General features: G+C 67.4%; 15 protein-coding genes. 7 read left to right on the top strand and 8 right to left on the bottom strand.

Annotated elements, in window-relative coordinates; genetic code table 11:
- Positions 1 to 69 precede the first annotated feature (69 nt).
- The 5 genes from ABD340_RS22390 to ABD340_RS22370 all read right to left on the bottom strand — a co-directional run bounded on the left by ABD340_RS22390 (position 70) and on the right by ABD340_RS22370 (position 3,697).
- Positions 70 to 1,014, bottom strand: coding sequence for a hypothetical protein (locus tag ABD340_RS22390; protein ID WP_344591318.1), 945 nt, complete (start codon positions 1,012 to 1,014; stop codon positions 70 to 72).
- Positions 1,015 to 1,245: 231 nt separating this feature from the next.
- A complete protein-coding gene (locus ABD340_RS22385; RefSeq protein WP_344591316.1) occupies positions 1,246 to 1,980 on the bottom strand; it encodes a DUF8175 domain-containg protein in 735 nt (244 codons plus the stop codon).
- A gap of 22 nt (positions 1,981 to 2,002) precedes the next feature.
- Positions 2,003 to 2,365: a hypothetical protein gene (locus ABD340_RS22380; RefSeq protein WP_344591314.1), complete on the bottom strand. Its 363-nt coding sequence runs from the start codon at positions 2,363 to 2,365 to the stop codon at positions 2,003 to 2,005.
- Between the two features lie 329 nt (positions 2,366 to 2,694).
- On the bottom strand, positions 2,695 to 3,042 hold the full coding sequence (locus tag ABD340_RS22375) for a hypothetical protein (RefSeq protein ID WP_344591312.1): 348 nt from the start codon (positions 3,040 to 3,042) through the stop codon (positions 2,695 to 2,697).
- 16 nt (positions 3,043 to 3,058) lie between these two features.
- Positions 3,059 to 3,697 (bottom strand): DUF6668 family protein, encoded by a 639-nt coding sequence (locus ABD340_RS22370; protein WP_344591310.1) that lies wholly within the window; start codon positions 3,695 to 3,697, stop codon positions 3,059 to 3,061.
- 452 nt (positions 3,698 to 4,149) lie between these two features.
- Here ABD340_RS22370 and ABD340_RS22365 point away from each other — a divergent pair, with 452 nt between their 5' ends.
- The 7 genes from ABD340_RS22365 to ABD340_RS22335 all read left to right on the top strand — a co-directional run bounded on the left by ABD340_RS22365 (position 4,150) and on the right by ABD340_RS22335 (position 11,746).
- A complete protein-coding gene (locus ABD340_RS22365; RefSeq protein ID WP_344591308.1) occupies positions 4,150 to 5,400 on the top strand; it encodes a C40 family peptidase in 1,251 nt (416 codons plus the stop codon).
- Complete coding sequence (locus ABD340_RS22360; RefSeq protein ID WP_344591307.1) at positions 5,397 to 6,020, top strand: hypothetical protein; 624 nt, start codon at positions 5,397 to 5,399, stop codon at positions 6,018 to 6,020. The genes ABD340_RS22365 and ABD340_RS22360 overlap by 4 nt, the downstream gene beginning before the upstream one ends.
- Positions 6,021 to 6,076: 56 nt before the next feature.
- Complete coding sequence (locus ABD340_RS22355) at positions 6,077 to 7,852, top strand: type IV secretory system conjugative DNA transfer family protein (RefSeq protein ID WP_344591306.1); 1,776 nt, start codon at positions 6,077 to 6,079, stop codon at positions 7,850 to 7,852.
- 353 nt (positions 7,853 to 8,205) lie between these two features.
- Complete coding sequence (locus tag ABD340_RS22350; RefSeq protein WP_344591304.1) at positions 8,206 to 9,051, top strand: YbaB/EbfC family nucleoid-associated protein; 846 nt, start codon at positions 8,206 to 8,208, stop codon at positions 9,049 to 9,051.
- A 132-nt stretch (positions 9,052 to 9,183) separates the two neighbouring features.
- Positions 9,184 to 10,350 (top strand): S8 family serine peptidase, encoded by a 1,167-nt coding sequence (locus ABD340_RS22345; protein ID WP_344591302.1) that lies wholly within the window; start codon positions 9,184 to 9,186, stop codon positions 10,348 to 10,350.
- Between the two features lie 225 nt (positions 10,351 to 10,575).
- A complete protein-coding gene (locus ABD340_RS22340; protein WP_344591300.1) occupies positions 10,576 to 10,887 on the top strand; it encodes a hypothetical protein in 312 nt (103 codons plus the stop codon).
- 106 nt (positions 10,888 to 10,993) lie between these two features.
- The gene (locus ABD340_RS22335; RefSeq protein ID WP_344591299.1) at positions 10,994 to 11,746 is read left to right on the top strand and encodes a hypothetical protein; all 753 of its coding nucleotides are present in this window, start codon (positions 10,994 to 10,996) and stop codon (positions 11,744 to 11,746) included.
- 8 nt (positions 11,747 to 11,754) lie between these two features.
- Here the strand turns inward: ABD340_RS22335 and ABD340_RS22330 are convergent, their stop codons facing one another.
- The 3 genes from ABD340_RS22330 to eccCa all read right to left on the bottom strand — a co-directional run bounded on the left by ABD340_RS22330 (position 11,755) and on the right by eccCa (position 17,247).
- A complete protein-coding gene (locus ABD340_RS22330; RefSeq protein WP_344591297.1) occupies positions 11,755 to 12,525 on the bottom strand; it encodes a GIDE domain-containing protein in 771 nt (256 codons plus the stop codon).
- Positions 12,522 to 13,106 carry a hypothetical protein gene (locus ABD340_RS22325; RefSeq protein ID WP_344591295.1) on the bottom strand — a complete coding sequence of 195 codons (585 nt, stop codon included), beginning with the start codon at positions 13,104 to 13,106 and terminating at the stop codon, positions 12,522 to 12,524. Before ABD340_RS22325 ends, ABD340_RS22330 begins: the two co-directional genes overlap by 4 nt.
- Positions 13,107 to 13,269: 163 nt before the next feature.
- Positions 13,270 to 17,247 (bottom strand): type VII secretion protein EccCa, encoded by a 3,978-nt coding sequence (gene eccCa / locus ABD340_RS22320; RefSeq protein ID WP_344591294.1) that lies wholly within the window; start codon positions 17,245 to 17,247, stop codon positions 13,270 to 13,272.
- Positions 17,248 to 17,843 lie beyond the last annotated feature (596 nt).

The following is a 17,843-nucleotide window of genomic DNA, read 5'->3' as shown; positions in this document are numbered from 1 at the left end:
GATGGGCCTGGTTGATCGCCGTATCTCATCGACGGGCCAGGGCAGGTTCAGGTTCCAGCGGCATGGACCCTATTTTCCCTTCTGGGTCCACTTGAAGAATCTGGAGATGACTTCGGGCTTGAAGCCATGGACGTTCGCGGCCGTGCTCCCCACTACGAGGTGGCCGGCGGTACGTGCGTTACCGGCGACGCTGTGGCCGACGCTGTTGACTTCCGTGATCCAGGGCACGAATACACGCATGGTCGCGGGAAGTGCGAATACTGCTCCAGAGATGAGAAACAGGGCCATCATGGAGTCGACAAAGCTCTCACTGCGCAGCATGTGGAAGGCCCCAGCGTAGATTGTCGCGGCAATGGGCTTGTAAAAGGAGAACGCGAACGTCCAGGCGAGCGCCTTCTTGTAGGCTTGGTTCCCATGCGAGGTGAATCTCGCTGCGGCGAGCAGCGGAGCCACCCCGACCAGCACCACGATGATCGCGTTCCGGAACATCATCAGTGCGAACTGAATCATTGACGATATGAGCGACGTGAGCATCAGGCCACCGAGGATCATCCACTCTATGCCCTGCTGATTGCTGGCGGTCCCCAATAGCCGAAATCCCCGCGAAAGGGCGATGGCCCAGTTTCCCTCGCCCGGCTCTGCCGATTTTAGAATCCACGTTGAATACGCATCGCCGGCTGAATTGAGCAGGTTCACGCCGGCGGCCAGGGCGAATACGATCACGACGAGGTTGACGAGATCCTGAAATGCCGCTCGAAAGGGCTCGCCCTTACGCTGGATAGCTACTCTTCCGGCCGCCACAAGCAGACCGATCAACGCCGTGAAAGCGGTCAACCATCCAGTGCGCTCGCGCAGGAAAGTGAGCGTGCCTCCCGGGCGATCCGAGAGTGGGAGCGTAGGTATGTCCAGCCAAAATGTCATCAGCATCTGGAGCATTTGAACGGCGGACTTTGTGAGCTCCCCCATGAACCAATCTCTGAGGGCGTTGAAGATGGGATCGTACAAGAGGTTCATCAAGTCGCCCCGTCATCTAGGGTGGGTGTGCAGGGGTCGATCTCTGCCTCCCGGAATGTCGTCATGATCTCTGCTTGGAGAATCGTGTCGATCGGGCAGTGGATGCCGGCAATGAATCGCGCAGATCGCCTGCCCGAACCAGCAAAATTGCGCGGGCGTGCAATGCCGTATGGAGGTCCGACATTTTGGCCGAGGTCAGCGACTGAATCGGTGGGTGAAGTGCAGAAGTGCTCACACTCCTCCCCAGAGAATGTAGCCGTCCAATGACGGAATGGTGCGCCCCTGAGCATCGGTGCTCCCGTTCGACGAGAATTCGAGTTGCCAGTCGCTCCCGGACCATTTCACGGTCAGCGCGTTCGCCGACATTCGCCCTGTGAAAAAGCGCATGACGAGCTCGATCTCCGCCGCATGCTGACTGTAGGAGATGAACTTGAAACCTGCGATCTGCCCAAGACTGCCCGGCTTGATGGAATTTCCGGGACGCGTCCTCCCGAACTCCTTGATAAAGGCGTCCCTTCCTGGGCCTGGTACCACCTGCCGCTCGGTAACGGCACGCCATTCGTCGGAGAAGGCGGACCGGGTGCTGATCTGCGCAGCGGCAATGAGCGCCCCTGCGGGGGTCGGTGCATAGCAGCGCGCGATCTCCCCTTCGAGGACGAGAGGGCCGGCAGTACGCGAGTACGGCAACGCCACCGTCTTGTATATCTGCCAGGCCACCCCGGCAGGCGCTTTCCGGGGGACGAGCCGCCTGGCGTCCGTGGGACGGCAGGTAGGGGTAGAGCCGTTCGAATTCCCCGCCGATGGCTGCTGGGGCCGGCTCGTCGCCGATCCGCGGGGCTCCGCCTGCTGCGTGCCGGAATCGCGGATGAGGATGCCCACGGGGAGGAGGGCGACGACGGCGAGGAATCCGGCGGACAAGGTGAAGGTGGGCCCGCGGAACGGACTCTGTTTCTCTTCGGAGGTCATAGGGCGGAATGTTTCATTTTCGTTACCCCAGAACGCCGCCGATGATGGCCGATGCGGAACCGGCGACGGCGCAGGCGGTCATAACCCAGCCCAGGCCGGTCATGTGTGCGCCGGCCTCGCCGTTCTTATGCTTGATCGCCATCTGTGCGGCCACGATGAGCACTCCCCCGACACACAGCGCGAAAACACACCATGCTATCCATTCCAGGATTGTTGTCAGCGGGCGGGAGACGCCTTCATCGACCTGTTGCAAATCCGGCGGAGGGATGTTGGTCGGTAGCGGACCACCGGGCCTTTGAGCCGGCGTTGGAACGCTCGGTACTTTCGGCTTCTCAGTCGGTATCTCAGGATTGGACACGGCGATTGGGGAGATTGTGCCGGACATTTTCAGATCCGTAGTCGTCCTGCGGTGGAGCGCAGGACCGGCTGGAACGCCGGTGGTTGCGGGCCGCGAGAGGTGAACGGACATGCTGTCGGCCGCCCGGGAGCGTCCTGCCGGATGCTTGCTTGGAACGTTCCAAACCGCTTCGCCAACGGAGCCGTGGTGAACAGGGTTCGAGGGCCGGCCATGAGCGAACCCGATCGCGCCCAAGCCGGCGACCCCCACGACTGCGAGCAGAGTGATGAATCCTGCCGATGCGACGGAGACACGCCGTCGTCGCAGCCCCGAACATTCACGGCGCCTTCCGGAGACAGCGCGGGCGGGCGAGCTCATCATTCTTGGACGCTCAGGATTCCGGTGACGAGGAGCGACGCGGATGCGGCGAGGATGCAGGCGGTCAGCACCCAGACCAGGCTTGATGCGTGAGCGCCGCCCTGACCGCTCTGGTGTTTGATCGCCATCCGACCGGCGACGATGAGTACGCCTGCCACGCACAATCCGAAGACGATCCAGGCCATCCACGACAGCATCGCTTCCAGCTTTCTGAATCCCGGAGGAGGCGTGCCCCCACCGGGGGTGGGGACGACCTGGCCAGGGGTGAGGGCTCCCCCGATGTCCGAGAGGGGCATGTGTGCTGTGCCCTGAACCAGGTGTGCGGCGTTCTGAAGCAGCTCGCTCATCCACGGGATCATCACTTCAAGCATGTGCTTCCTCTGAGACTGTTCGGCGCAGGTCATTGGCCAGTTTTGAGTAGGCGGACGGCAGTTTGATCTGGGTCGGGGGTTCGCCGAGACGGAGGGCTTCCACCCAGGGAAGCTCCCACACCTGGGGGAGACCTCCGGCGATCAGACGCACTAGATCGTTGAGCGGTTTCGGTCTTTTTCCGGGTGCGTCGGCGACCACTGCCAACCCCAGCAGCCGCACGTTCGGGAGTACGCCCGCGGCCCACTGCCGGGTGGCGGCCTGAGCCGCGAGAAGCCCGGCGGCGTGGTCGCGCGCCACCAGAACCACTCGGGCCTGACCAGGGGCGTCGAGCGCCGGCCAATACTGACCGCTGCTCATTCCGGCGGGAATGAGAGTGATCAACGTGGTGATGCCGGATCCCCCGTGGCATGAAGAGAACCAGAGTGCCGGTCCAGGACCGGTGTAACTGGCCAGCCCCAGCGGGCTCGTGGGCGATGGCAGCAAATGCGCCGGCGTGATCGCTTTGCCGCGGAGTCGCCCGCGCTGGGTGGCAGCCTCCTGGTGGAGGGCGTTCGGCGCTGCGGCCGACGTGCTCGGCAGGCCCCCCGGGCCGGACGCTTGGCGTGGCCGGGCATCCGTCGGAACATGCATACTCATGTACTCCTCGTCGAGCAGATGATCGAATGTAACGTTCCAGAATGAGGATGTTCAGGCTGGAGTCAGCGGCAAGCATGGTATAGCGTGACCGTCCGCATGTATAGCGTGACAACGTACATCGATAGCGAAACGGGTGAAATGCGGTTGATCAGTGGCTGGACCGGTGGTTAGCCTCACCCGCTGCCGCGTTGTTGCTCAACCAGGTCGGGCGGGTCGTGAGTGCGGACCAATCAGATGATCAACGCCAGGGCGTGGATGACGACCCTGGCTTCCACTTCTGCGCGAGACGGGCGGTGGCCCTTGCCCCTGAGGTCGAACAGGCGTTCGGTCAGGAGCGAAGTGTGGTGAGTGTACATGGCATCGCGCGGGCTTGGCGACAGCGATGGCGACGGCTGCGGCGACGCGGTGCGGGCGTGCGCGACCAAGGCGCCGCTTCAGTGGGAGTCATGGCGGGACTCGGCTGCCTTGGCGGCATCGTCGCCGTCGTCATGGTGCCGTTCCTCATCGGCGGGGTATTGTCGGCCGTTCTTTCTTTGGGCGGCGGCTCTGGTGGCATGCCCATATGCAGCACGTCCGTCGTGACGGGTGCACAGCAGCCGAAGGCGTCCGGGGCGGCGAACTCCATACCCCGGAACTACTTTGATCTGTACCAGCGGGCGGCCGCAGAATGGAACGTTCCATGGACGGTGCTCGCCGGCATCGGATCGGTGGAGACCCACCACGGCACCTTGAAAGCGGCCGGCGTTCTATCCGGTGAGAACCATATGGGCGCCGGCGGGCCGATGCAGTTCCTGCAAGGCACGTTCGAGCGGGCAAAGGTGGACGGGAACGGGGATGGCGTAACAAGCCGGTATGACCCGGCTGACGCGATCTTCAGTGCGGCCAAGCTGCTCAAGCTCCATATTGTTCGCGGCGGTAGTCCGCGCAGGGATGATGGCGGCCTTAAAGAGCGGACGCTCACGCCGGAGGAGCTGCGCAGGTCGATCCATCGATACAATCCCACCCCGGACTACAGCTACCTCAACAAGGTGCTGGCGGCGCAGAACGGCTACGCCGAGGGCTACAACCTGGGGCCGGACAACGATGCAGGTCAGGGCTGTTCGCCGCTGGGTGTGGCCGCCGCTCAAGCGGGGCCTTTCGGTCAGCGGATCATCAATTCCGCGGTATTTTATGCGAGGCGGGATCCGGGTAAGCCGAATCCGCCTAATTGGATCGGCAGGCTAATTCCCTATTCGTGGGGCGGCGGAAACGGCAAGGGGCCTAGTCGCGGTATCCGTTCAGACGGCAATGACGGGACCATGACCGTTGGTTTCGACTGCTCTGGACTTGCGCTGCACGCCGTTTACCAGGCGTCCAACGGGCAGGTCACGATGCCCCGCACGGCGGGGGCGATGTTCCACAGCAACAAGGGGGTCAGGGTGCCCCGAAATCAGTTGGCGCCCGGGGACCTGGTCTTCTTCAACGGTTATGAGGACCCGGGGCACATGGCCATCTTCTACGGCGAGTTCGCTGGCAAGCGCTGGATGGTCGAAGCCCCTCAGGCCGGTGACTTCGTAAAGTTCAGCGAATTCGACACCAGATCGAACTATGTGGGATCCCTTCGGGTCGCCCCGCCTCCTGGCCTGGAAAGCCCGCGGCCTCCAGGCCCGCGGGGCGCTCTTTCCGGAGCGGGCGTCGGCGGAAGCGGTGCGATGTGACCGGTCTGTTGGCGGCCGGCGCCCGTTCCGCGTTCTGTGCCGTGTCGGCAGCCGTCCTTGCGGCCGGGTGCAGCGGCGGCGAGGGGGCGCAGTCGGGCGGGCGGTCGTCCGCACCGGGCGAGGCGACCGTCATTCCGACGGTCAGCGGCGGTACGCCTTTTCCGTCGCGGAGTCCTCGGATCCCCGGTGGTCTGCCGGATCCGGGCCGGGTCGACCAGAAGGATGCGACGGCGCTGTCGCGGGCGGCGCTGACGGTCATGTATTCGGTCGACAGCACCGTGGATGCGGGGTTGCTGAACGCGAAGCTGCGGGCGGTGGGCTACCTGGCCCCGGCCTACGCCGCCGAAGTCAGGGCGGAGCCCGTGCAGTACGTCCCCGAGGAATGGCGGCGTCACCGGGCCTATCTCGCGGTGCGGCTCCGACCGATCGAACGGGATGCGGGCGCGCCGAAGGACGGACCGACCGCGGCCTACCGCCAGTGGCGGTTGATCACGACCCCCACGGGGCGGGACGGCTGGCGCGGCCGTCCCAGTGAATTTGTCGTCTTCATGTCGCTTACCAGGTCGTCCAAGCGTGATCCCTGGCGGATCTCGGACACCACCTCCACGAACGGAGGGTAGCCGCGTGAACACTGGAGCGGCCGAAGCCGGATTGGAAATCGGAGGGAGGAGCCTTCGTGAGTAACGACGATGACGACCAGGTCTATGCCCTCTTCTTTGGCATCGCCAATGTGATCGTCCTGGCGGGCGCGGCGTTCAGTTTCCTGACCTGGCTGGCGGGTCAACTGTCCGGCGTGCTCGCGGGCGGCGGCTGGCCGGATTCCAGCCCGAAGGACTGCCTGAGGATCGCCTACAACTTCGTGCGGGATCCCGGTGATCCGCACGGTGCGTGGCCGCCCGCGGCGGCGGCCGCGCTGGGACCGGCCTCGGTGTTCTTCGTGTTCCTGATCCTGCTCCTCGCCGTGGCGACGGTGGGGATCTACTTCCTGGTACGGCTGTTGCTGAACGCGCGGCGTCACCGGCCGGTCCGGCGGATGCGCCTGGGCTTCGCGTCCGGCTGGGAGGTCCGCAAGCTGCTCAGCGACCGGACCGTCCTCAGCAAAGCCCGGCAAGTACGGCCGTCCACCGCGACCCGGCCCGCACGCGAGGTGAAGCCCGAGGACGTGGGCTTCTACATCGGGCGGGACATCAGGTCGCGGCGGAAGCTGTACGCCTCGATCGAGGACACCGCGATCATCGTCGCTCCGCCGCGGCAGGGGAAGGACGTGCACTTCGTCACGCCTTTCACCATCGATGCGCCCGGTCCGTGCATCGTGACCTCGACCCGGCGGGAGACGTTCGTCAACACCGCGAAAGTCCGGGCGCAGTTCGGTGAGGTGTTCGTGTTCGATCCCTTCAACTGGACCGGGTGGCCGAACCGGATGCGCTGGTCGCCGTTGCAGGGATGCGAGGACCCGAACGTGTGCGCGGTCCGCTCGGCGACGCTCGTCCAGTCCAGCCATCTGGAGATCAAGCGCGAGGGGGCCCACCTCACCGGGGTTTTGACCATCATCCGCTGCCTGCTGCACGCCGGCGCGATCGGCAAGGTCAACTTCCGGGAGGTGATGGGCTGGATCTACGAGGCCAACGCCGACGAGGCATTGGCCATCCTGCGTGAGAACGCGGAGAGGGCGGCCCCGGGGTATGCGGCGCAGTTGGAGTTCCAGAGGAGGGACGAGAACGTCTGGTCGACGGTGATCCAGGTGATGCACTGCTTCTCGCACCCGAACGTGCTGGAGGACTGCTCGCCGCCGCCCGGTGAGGAGTTCGACTTCATCAACTTCCTCAAGGGACGCAACACCCTCTACTTCGTCGGCAAGCAGCAGCCCGACTGGGGCGGGATCGCGCCGGTGGTCACCACGATCATCGAGCAGTACTTCCGGTCCGCCCGCGGCACGGCGATGAAGAACCCGACCGGGCGCCTCGACCCGCCGCTGACCTTCGAGCTGAACCAGGTGACCGACATCTGCCCGTTGGGCGGTCTTCCGGTGTACATGGGAGAGTCGGGCGGCTACTCCATCGCGGTCCACGTCTACATCACCTCCCTGGCCGACGCGCGTGCCAGATGGGGCAGCGACGGCGCCGCACGCCTGTGGGAGAACTCAGCGGTCAAAATCGTCTCGGGCGGCAGCGGAAGCGCCAAGGACCTGGACGAGCTCTCCAGCCTCGTGGGCAAGGAGAACGGGAAGCAGGTGCTGCCTCCCGAAGAGCTCAGGACCATGCCCTTCGGCCGCGCGGCAGTTGTCGCGGGCACGGCGCGTCCCGTCGAGATGTGGCTCACCCCTTGGTGGAAGCGCAAGGACCGGGACGCCATCGCCCAAGGCAAGGAGGCGGTCGAACACTTGATCAAGCAGCAGAACCTCCCGGTCCAGGACCCGGATCCGGAGGAAGAGGAGCCCAAGCCCGCGACCTGAGGCGCGTTCGGAAACGCTGGACAGGCCGGGATGGACCTGATGGGCCGCCGGTTCGAGTCCGGTGAGCGGCGCGACCAGCTTGGAGACCCCTTCCGGCAGTGCCGGAAGGGGTCTCCGCACCTGCGGCTGGGCGCGGCGACAACGTCTCCTGGAATGCGAACCGGCGGGGGAGGGGGAGGTCGGAAGCACGGCGGATGCCCGGTTTGTGGGCCGCCCTCGCGCTCGCGCTGCTGCGCATGGGGGCGCCGGGGAGCACCGGCTCAGCCTGATGAAGGGGCCGGTGGCCAGCGTGGCGTCGCTGCTCACCGTCAGCCTGCTGGTGATGCTCGCACTTCAGGGTGGCCCCGTGGGCGATGGGCAACGACGAGTCGGTGACCGGCGCGATGAGCCGGGCCGTGCTGCCCTTCGTGGTGTTCTACCTGGCCTGGGGGGAATGCAGGTCGACGACGCCCGGGAGTCCGCGGCCGTGGCGCCGCGGCTTCGCCGCGGGCGGATTGGAGGGGCAGGTTCAGGGGCTGGAGGAACAGCATCTGGGCCTGGCCATCGGCCTCAGCGTCGGGTTCCCGGCGCTCAAGCTCCTCGCGGAATGGGTGCTGCAGAAACGGCTGGTCCAACATCACAATGTGGAACAAAGCCCCAAATTGGAATGCCCGGCGCTCGTATGCTCGCTCGGGGTGCCGGCGGCCGTGTGCCGCGGTGCCGGGGAGACCAAGGGAGGGACAACCGGTTTGACGGAGTTCTCGGAGGCGGACCTGGATCGCGTGCTGGGCGAGGCCCGCGCGACGCTGGAGTCGATCCGCGCCCGCCGGCCGGAGGCCGCGGCCGGCGGAACGGAGGCGCCCGCGGGCGCCGGCACCGCCGCGGACGGCCGGATCAAGGTGACCGCCGCGCCGACCGGACGGCTGACGGAGGTGGAACTGGATCCCGAGGCGATGCGTCTGTCCTCTGACGAGTTCGGCCGGCAACTGGTCCTGGCGGTGAACGCGGCGCTCGACGACGCGCGCGCCAGGAGCGCCGCCGCGACCGTGGCGTCGGCCGGTACCGCGGGGAAGACGAAGAAGAAGCCGAAGGGCGCGAAGAGCGCCAAGGGCGCGACCGGCGAGGACGGGACGGAGGACGGTACCGAGCAGGATCCCGGGCTCCGGCAGATGGCGCTCCTCACCCAGGCGATCAACGAGGCGCTCGCCAGGATCGGCTGAGCCGCCGGCTCGCGCTGCCCGCTACGGCTTCATGATCGCCGTCCGCGACGATACCGGGACGGATGGTGCCGGTAATGTGCTCATATCGGATCTTGCGATGGCTCTCTGGAACCGGTCCGCGGGAGGGGTGGCATGAGGCGAGCACGATGGGCGGCGCTCACGTCCGCGCTGGGGGTCGGGCTCGTGTGCGCCCCGCCGCTGCCGCTCGCGCACGCGGCCGCGCCGGTCCAGCGGGCGGCCCCCTGCCCCCAGCCGCGTGAGGCCGGGCAGCCCAGGGCGCAGCTCCCGGCCCAGCTCTGGCCGCAGGAGCAGCTCAACTTCACCGAGGCGTGGGAGCTCACCCGCGGCCGCGGAGTGAAGGTCGCGGTCATCGACAGCGGCGTCGACGCCACCCATCCGCAGCTGCGCGGCAAGGTCAAGCAGCTCGACGTCACCAAGACCGGCACCGAGGACTGCGTCGGGCACGGCACCGAGGTCGCCGGGATCATCGGCGCGACCGACATGCGCCGCCAGGGCATCCCGTTCCTCGGGGTGGCGCCCGGCGTCCAGCTGATCTCGATCAAGGCCGCGGTCGGCGGCGAGCAGAACGACCCCAAGTGGGCGCCCGCGGCGATCCGGCGCGCGGTCGACCTCGGGGCCAAGGTCATCAACATGTCGTCCCAGTCCCCCGACTACGCCGAGCTGCGCGCCGCGGTGCAGTACGCACTGCAGAAGGACGTGGTCATCGTGGCGGCCGCGGGCAACCTGAAGGACCAGAGCCAGACCGCCCGCAACGCCTACCCGGCCAGCTACCAGGGCGTGATCGCGGTGGGCGCGCTCAACAAGGACGGCTCGCTGGCGACGTTCTCCAACCAGACCACTCCGGTCACCGTGACGGCGCCCGGGCAGTCGGTGGTGAGCACCTGGCCGCAGGGCACTTACCACGTGGCGGACGGCACCAGTCAGGCCGCGCCGTTCGTGGCGGGCACCGCGGCGCTGATTCGCTCGTACCATCCGAAGATGAACCGGGAGCAGGTCAAGCGGCAGATCGAGCTGACCGCCGACGGCTCCCGGGGGCAGGGCACGGGCTCCGGGGTGGTCAACCCGCTGCGCGCGGTGACCACGGTGGCGCGCGGCCAGGCCGCGGTGGCCAACGGCCCGCAGAAGGTGAAGCTCGACCAGCCGCCGCCGGACGACCCGGTCGGCCGCATGATCGCGCTGTCCATCGCCGGCGTGACGCTCACCGCGGCCGCGGGCGTGGCCGTCGGCTCGGTCGTCATCCCGGCCGGCCGTCGCCGCGGCTGGCGCGCCGAAAGCTGATCCACCCCGGCCACGGCTCCCGGCCGGTCGGCGCCGCGGCTGGCGCGCCGAAAGCTGATACCAGCCCGACCGCGACGGCGGCAAGGTGAACAGGGCGTTGATTCGGGAAGTCTTGATCTTTACGTCACGGCAGCCTTACTCTCAACGGCAAGATGACCGTTGTCGGTCGTTCGGGTACACGGTTCGGTCTTGAACGGCCGAGCATCTGGGGGTAAGGAGGCGCGCATGGCGCCCGAAGTCGAGAACAACCGGGAGTTCATCAGGCGGCACGGGGATGACATCGAGCAGCGGGTGAAGGCCAAACTCACAGAGGCCAAGCAGCTGTTCAGCGCCGACACTCACGGAAATTACATCGGCCTGTTCTGGTGGAGCGTCTGCGGCGTGGCCACCGCCGCCGCTTATCCGGGCGCGGCCGAGTTCGTCGAGTTGCACACCCAGAGCCAAATCGACTTCACCCGCTCGGTCGGCGTCGCACTGGACAATGTGGCGAAGACCTGGAAGGGCGCCGATGATGCCAGCGAGGTCCGCGGCGGTTGACGTTCGGGGTGCGCACGGTTACGGGCGGTCAGTCCGCGGAAGGGTCGGTTAAGTAATGTCGAAAATCGGAGATGCCGCCGATTTCACCGTGAAAAACGGATTTGAAATGACGATGGCGGCCAACATCCTGGCCTGGTACGCCGCCGCCGTCATCCCGAGTGCCGCGACCGCGGCGGCCGCCATCGGAAACGGCACCGGGTCCTCCGCGGACGTCAACCGGGTCGCGGCGCAGAAGTGGCTGCCGACCGCGGATCTCATCCGGGAGGCGCAGCAAGAACTCCAGGGCCTGGTCGACAGAATTCCCAAGGAGATGTGGAGTGGCGCCGACAAGGACGCCTACGCCGAGCGGATAAAGAACTACAGCGATCAGCTCGACGCCTTCGAGAGCTACGTCAAGATCTGCGGCTACACCATGGTCGTGGCGTCGTACGCGCTCGCCGCGTTCGCCGCGCTCAGCATGGCCATCGGCACTTTCCTCGCCGCGATCGCGACCATCGCACTCGCCGTCGCCGCGTTGCCGATCGCCGGTCAGGCGTATTACTCCTTCTGCGTCGCCGCGGCCGGCGTCTGCGGCACGATCATGACCGTGGCCTGCAAGGTCCTGCTGGCCCTCTTGAGCGCGGTGGCGGTGGTCCTGCAGGGCGGCGCGCTCGTGGAGGTCGGCGTCGAAATGGTCAACGGCTCGGACACCGCGTGGAACGACTTCAAGCACGCCGACGCCCTGCATTGGCGGGACTCGCTCCAGGCGATCATGGTCGGCGGAGTGTCCTTCGCGGGCCTCAAGGGGGCCGGAAGCACGGTCCGGGGCGGCACCAAGATCACTCCTGGCGGCATCAAGAACCCGCCCGGGACGCCCTGACCGGGCCTTCAAACGAGCTGAACGACCAGGCCGAGGCAGTAGGTGAGCGCGAGGCACAGCGGGCTCACCAGCAGGATCAGAATCCGCACCAGGGCCTTTTCGCTCCGTACTTCGTCAATCGGAGCGACGAGCGTCAGGAGAAAGTTCCCGGACGGCGGCTTCTCCAGCACGAGGCCGCCCTCGCTCATTCGCAGTATGCCCCGGATGTAGACGTCGGCGCCCTTGGGCAGGATCCATTCCTCGCGCCGCCAACCGCCGACGCCCCGCTTACGGAAACGGCGGTTCTTGTCGAATTCGTCCACGGTCTTGACGAGCCGGTCCGCGCGGATCTCATCAAGCTGCGATGCGGGGGACGACCCCAGAGTGAGTCCATCGGGAGATACCGCGACCTCGCCGGACGAGTCACGCAACACGAACGGGGCGGATGACCGTTGCCAGTCGGGGCGTCCCGAGGCCTTCGGTGACGGAGGCCCCCAGAAGGACGGGCCGTATTCGACGGTCCGGGACGTGAACCACACGCACTCGCTCCCGGAGAGCCGCGACTTCACCGGCCCGGCGGCGCCGGGTGCGGCGGAGCCGCGTATCCACACCTCCCGGCCGACGTGGTCCGCCCCGGCGCCGCAGCTCAGGACCGAAGGATCGCCGATGGCCCGGATCCTGCGCCGGCTGCGAAGGACGCCCCATGTCACCAGCGCCCCGTCCACCAGCAGCGCGATCGCCACAAGCATCAGCGGCGACGTGAGGTCCAGGCCCTCGCCGGCGGCGAGCGCGCCGCTCACCTCGTGTCCGGGTCTTCCAGCGACCGCAGCAGCCGCTGCATCGATTCGCTGGCCTGGCCCATCGACTGGGTGAACCGCTCTCGGGCGTCCTGGATCTTCTCGCGTGCCAGTTCGGGATTCTCGAGGTATTCGTCGGGGTTCGCCGCAATGCCGAGTTCCGCCACGACCTCGTTGAACTTGGTCTGCAGGTTCTGTATGGCCGCGTTCGTCGTCCGCTTGATGCTCGCCGCGAGATCTTCCGACGGAAGGCGCAGCGCACGCGGATTGATCTCGAGGACCGAGACGCCCGTGGTGCCGTACTCGACCCTGATGTACCCGTCCTCCGATTCCGCGACGCCCACTTGGGTTTTCCCCGCCTCGGCCAGGATGCCCAGATGTCTGAGCTTCTCGTCCATGTCGCCGAACATCTGGCGCATCTCGGATTCGGTGTATCCGGTGAACCGGCTCGGGTCGCTGAACTCCTCGGAAAAGTCCGTCAAGACCGGTCCTCCTCGATGCATCCGCACACAGGTTTTTCTGTTGTGCGCATCCTTAATGAGGGTTTCGAGTTCGGTGGATAATTCCGCCTCTTCGATCCTCACTTGATCAAGAACTATGGGTAAGGTGTGCGAGCTTATAGGTATGTCAAGGTTCTGTCCAGATGTGGCGATCCCGGGGCACCCGGCCATCGCACTGGACCGTTTATGCGCGAAGGTCCCGCACCCCCGATGAGGGCGCGGGACCTTCGCGGTGGACGGACCTGGATCAGTGCTGGATCTCCTCGGTGAAGACGGTCTGGATCAGGCGGGTGCCGGTGCGGCGGTCGACGTGGTAGCCGCGCCCGACCGGCAGCTTCTCCGGCTTGACGTTGCCGAGCAGGATGCCCTCCTCCTTGCTGCCCGACATCACCAGTCCCGGCGAGCCCATCTCCTTGACACGCGTGAGGGCCTGGTCGAACATGCCGCGTCCGGCACCGCCCATCGCCCGCGCAAGGATGATGTGCAGCCCGATGTCGCGCGACTGCGGCAGCAGCTCCACCAGCGGCCGCAGCGGGTTGTCGGACGTGGCGACCATCTCGTAGTCGTCGATGATCAGGAACAGGTCGGCGCCCGTCCACCACGACCGCGAGCGCAGCTGGTCCGGGGTCAGGTCGGCCGGCGGGAGCCGCTCCATCATCGCGCCGCGGATGTCGTTCACCAGCGAGGTCGCGGCCGGCGCGGACGCGGCGAACCCGATCTGGTGCTCGGTGGTCGCCACGTCCAGCAGCGACCGGCCGTAGTCGATGAAGATGATCCGCGCCTGCTCGGGCGTGTACCGGTCGGTGATACCGGTCGTGATGTGCCGCAGCAGGTTGGACTTGCCGCACTCGGTGTCGCCCACCATCAGGAAGTGCGGGTCGCTGGAGAAGTCGAGGTAGACCGGCGACAGCGTCTCCTCGTCGATGCCGATCGGGATCCGCAGCCCGGTCTCGGCCGGGGTCGGCAGCTGCGTGGCGGGCAGCACGTCCGGCAGCATCCGCACCTGCGGCGCCCGCGGTCCCTGCCAGTTCTGCGCGACCGCCTCGCACATCTTCATCACGCCGTCGTTCAGCGACTCGTCGGCGCCACCGCCGTCGATCCGGGGCAGCGCGGTGAGGAAGTGGAAGCCGTCCCGCGACAGGCCGCGGCCGGGCCGCCCCTCCGGCACGTTGCCCGCCATCTTCCGGTCCATCTCCGACTCGTACGGGTCGCCCAGCCGCAGCTCCAGCTTGGTGCCCAGCAGGTCGCGCACGTTGGTGCGGAACTCGGACCACTTGTTGGTCGCGGCGACGATGTGGATCCCGTAGCCCAGCCCGCGCGCGGCCAACTGGGTGACGGTCTCCGCCACCGCCTCGTAGTCCTGGCGCAGCGTCAGCCAGTTGTCCACGACGAGGAACACGTCGCCGTAGCCGTCGCCGTGGTACTCGCCCGCGGCCCGCATCCGCCGGTACGTGGCGATGCCGTCGATGCCCCGCTCGGCGAACTCCCGCTCCCGCTGCTCCAGCAGCGCCCCGACCTCCGCGACCGTACGGCGCACCCGGTCGGCGTCCAGCCGGGTCGCGATCCCGCCCATGTGCGGCAGGTCGGCCAGCGCGGCCAACGCACCGCCACCGAAGTCCAGGCAGTAGAACTGGACCTCGGCCGCCGTGTGCGTGAGGGCCAGTGAGGCGATCAGCGTGCGGAGCGCGGTCGACTTGCCGCTCTGCGGACCGCCCGCGATGCCGACGTGGCCCCCGCTGCCCGACAGGTCGAGCCAGTACGGGTCGCGCCGCTGGTGGAACGGCTTGTCGACGATCCCCGCCATCGCGTACAGCTTCCCGCGGCCTTCCCACCCCGCGGTGGTCAGGCCGTGCTGCTGGGTCACCGACAGCTGGGGGAGCATCTCGTTCAGCGGCGGCGCGTCGTCCAGCGGCGGCAGCCAGATCTGGTGCGCCTTCGCGCCGTGCCCGGCGAGCTGCCCGACCACCACGTCGAACAGGGACGCCTTGTTCTTGTTCTCCTCCGGCTGCGGCTCCGGCCGCCCCGGCTCCTCGATCACCTGCGGCCGGATGTAGCCCGACATGTACGGCACCACCTGGGCCGCTATCTGGCTTCCGGTATCTCCGCCGCCGCTCTGGACGGCCGTCTCGTCGACCGGGCCGGAGACGTAGGCGGCCTTGAACCGCACCATCGGCTCGGTCGCGAACTTCAGGTAGCCGTTGCCGGGAGCGGGCGGCAGCTCGTAGGCGTCCGGCACGCCCAGCACGACCCGCGACTCCATCGCCGAGAACGTCCGCAGGCCGATCCGGTACGACAGGTGGGTGTCCAGCCCTCGCAGCTTGCCCTCTTCCAGGCGCTGCGAGGCCAGCAGCAGGTGCACGCCCAGCGACCGGCCCAGCCGGCCGATCATCACGAACAGCTCGGCGAAGTCGGGCTTGGCCGACAGCAGCTCGGAGAACTCGTCCAGCACCAGGAACAGCGTCGGCATCGGCGGCAGGTTCGCGCCGTCCAGCCGGGCCTTCTCGTAGTCGCGCAGCGAGGCGTAGTTGCCCATCTGCCGCAGGTACTCCTGGCGCCGCACCATCTCGCCGTGCAGTGCGTCGTACATGCGGTCGACCAGGGGGAGCTCGTCCTCCAGGTTGGTGATGATCGCCGAGACGTGCTCGAGGCCGTCCATGCCCAGGAACGTCGCGCCGCCCTTGAAGTCGACGAGGACGAAGTTGAGGATGTCCGGCGGGTGCGTCATCGCCAGGCCCAGCACCAGCGTGCGCAGCAGCTCCGACTTACCGGAACCGGTGGCGCCGATGCACAGGCCGTGCGGGCCCATGCCGCCCTGCGCGGACTCCTTGATGTCCAGCTCGATCGGACGGCCGTCGGCGTCCAGGCCGATCGGCACCCGGAACCGGTTGCGCTGCGCCCGCGGCCGCCACACCTGCGCCGGGTCGACCGCGTACGGGTTGTCCACGCCCAGCAGCGAGGTCAGCGTCATGTTGCCCGACAGGACGTCGTCCTCGACCTCGGTGTCGGTGGCGCTGCTGCGGAACGGCGACAGCTGCCGCGACAGGCCCTCCGACTGCGCGATCGAGACGTCGTCCGGCTTGCCGATCGCGGTCGGGACGTCCTTGCCGGTGCGGTCCTTCTTCAGCATGTGGACGCGGTCGGGCGCCACGTTCAGCCGCAGCGTGCCCGCCTCGGTGGTGCCGCCGACGGTCTGCGACAGGTCGATCACGCAGACGCCCTCGATGCCGTCGGCGGCCAGCTGCGAGTCGTAGGAGGCCATCCCGCCGTCCACCACGACCACGTGCAGCGGCAGCTCGCCGGACGACCGCCCCGCCACGAACCGGGCCCGGTCCTTGACCTCCTGGCCGAGCATGATCTCCAGCTCGGCCATGGTCGGCGCGATCAGCCGCACCTGGCCGGCGGCGTCGTACTCGGTGGGGTGCAGGGCGTGCGGCAGCCACTTCATCCAGTCCCAGTAGGGCAGCTGCTCCTGCGAGGTGCAGACGCTGATCCGCACGTCGTCGGGGGTGTGGAAGGTGGCCAGCTGCATCAGCATCGCGCGGACCATCGCGCGGGCCGCCTCGCCGTCGCCGGACAGGAAGATCCGGGAGAAGGAGCGCAGGTTGATCGCCACCGGCAGGGCGGGGACGGTGGAGTGGGTGCGCACGAACCGGCGCAGCGCGCCCGCGCTCATCGGCTCCAGGTCCTCCACCGGCTTGGTCTCCGGCGGGATCAGCTGCACGCCCAGCTTCTGCGGGCCGGCGCCGACCCGGACCTGCCCGAAGTCGCCGTCCTCGGGACGCCGCTCCCACAGCCGGGCGCTCATCACCAGCGACCACAACCGGGACGGGTCGGGGTTGTACCACTCCAGCGCCTCGCGCTGCTGCGAGGCCGCCTTGCGGACCTTGGCGCGGACCTGGCCGAGGTAGCGCAGGTAGTCGCGCCGGTCGCCGTTCAGCTTGGACTTGCGTTCACCGCTGCGCTGCCCGACCTGCTGGAACATCATGCCGAACATCGACAGGCCCATCATCCCGCCCGCGATCATCTGGATCGGGTTGGAGTTGGGATTGAGGAACATGAACGCCATGGCGCCCGACCCCGCCGCCATCGGCAGGAACGTCAGCACGTTCCGGAACCCGTCGGTGATGACCTCGGGCAGCTCGGGCGGGGACTCCAACAGGATCTCGCCGCGCGGCATCTCCGGCGGCCTGCGGCGTTCCTTGCGCCGGACCACAACGGTGCTCACTGGCTCAGGCTCCCCTCATCGCTCGCGCGACAGTTCACGCGTGGTCATCTTACGGACGGGTCCTTGAGCGGTGGCATGCCGTGATCGTCACGATCGCGACACCCGCGCCACTCTCCGCGCTCCATGCGTGAGATGTCGCACGCCCCTTGAACGTTCCCTACTTGGCGATTTGTCATGTTCCCGCGCGCCTGGCAGGGCATTTCGAGGACATCAGGGCATCACCGCCCTGTCGTCGCGGTCCTGCAGTCGCGGCCCGAGCCGGGCCGCGGCCGTCGTCCGGAAGGGTTCATGACCTGGGCGGGACGGTATGACGAATTCCATGGAACGCCCGGGAGTCGGCCGCCCAAGCAAAGATCGAATACCCGCGCTCTCCGTGGCGGCGCACTTGTCCTCCCATATCTAAAGGGGGCAACCTAAAGATCGACGACACCGGCGGATGGGGGTGGTGCGTCAGATCGTGCGTGAGCCGTGCGCACGACGGCGGCGACAGGTCGGGTACCTCCTGACGCCCAGCCTCACAGGCTGTCGCGCGTGGATCGACTCACCGTTTATGTTGTTACGGTTTCCGCCGTGTCGGACTGCCCAGGGCGGCCCGT

Origin of the sequence: Actinomadura vinacea, assembly GCF_039532545.1 — a bacterium.
Lineage (GTDB): Bacteria > Actinomycetota > Actinomycetes > Streptosporangiales > Streptosporangiaceae > Spirillospora > Spirillospora vinacea.
This window is presented reverse-complemented; position numbering and strand designations above follow the sequence as displayed.

Coding starts and splice junctions, on each gene's coding strand:
- ABD340_RS22390 (WP_344591318.1), bottom strand. CDS start 1,014: ATGAACCTCTTGTACGATCCCATCTTCAACGCCCTCAGAGATTGGTTC.
- ABD340_RS22380 (WP_344591314.1), bottom strand. CDS start 2,365: ATGTCCGGCACAATCTCCCCAATCGCCGTGTCCAATCCTGAGATACCG.
- ABD340_RS22365 (WP_344591308.1), top strand. CDS start 4,150: ATGGCGGGACTCGGCTGCCTTGGCGGCATCGTCGCCGTCGTCATGGTG.
- ABD340_RS22370 (WP_344591310.1), bottom strand. CDS start 3,697: ATGCATGTTCCGACGGATGCCCGGCCACGCCAAGCGTCCGGCCCGGGG.
- ABD340_RS22335 (WP_344591299.1), top strand. CDS start 10,994: ATGACGATGGCGGCCAACATCCTGGCCTGGTACGCCGCCGCCGTCATC.
- ABD340_RS22375 (WP_344591312.1), bottom strand. CDS start 3,042: ATGAGCGAGCTGCTTCAGAACGCCGCACACCTGGTTCAGGGCACAGCA.
- ABD340_RS22385 (WP_344591316.1), bottom strand. CDS start 1,980: ATGACCTCCGAAGAGAAACAGAGTCCGTTCCGCGGGCCCACCTTCACC.
- ABD340_RS22350 (WP_344591304.1), top strand. CDS start 8,206: ATGGGCAACGACGAGTCGGTGACCGGCGCGATGAGCCGGGCCGTGCTG.
- ABD340_RS22340 (WP_344591300.1), top strand. CDS start 10,576: ATGGCGCCCGAAGTCGAGAACAACCGGGAGTTCATCAGGCGGCACGGG.
- ABD340_RS22345 (WP_344591302.1), top strand. CDS start 9,184: ATGAGGCGAGCACGATGGGCGGCGCTCACGTCCGCGCTGGGGGTCGGG.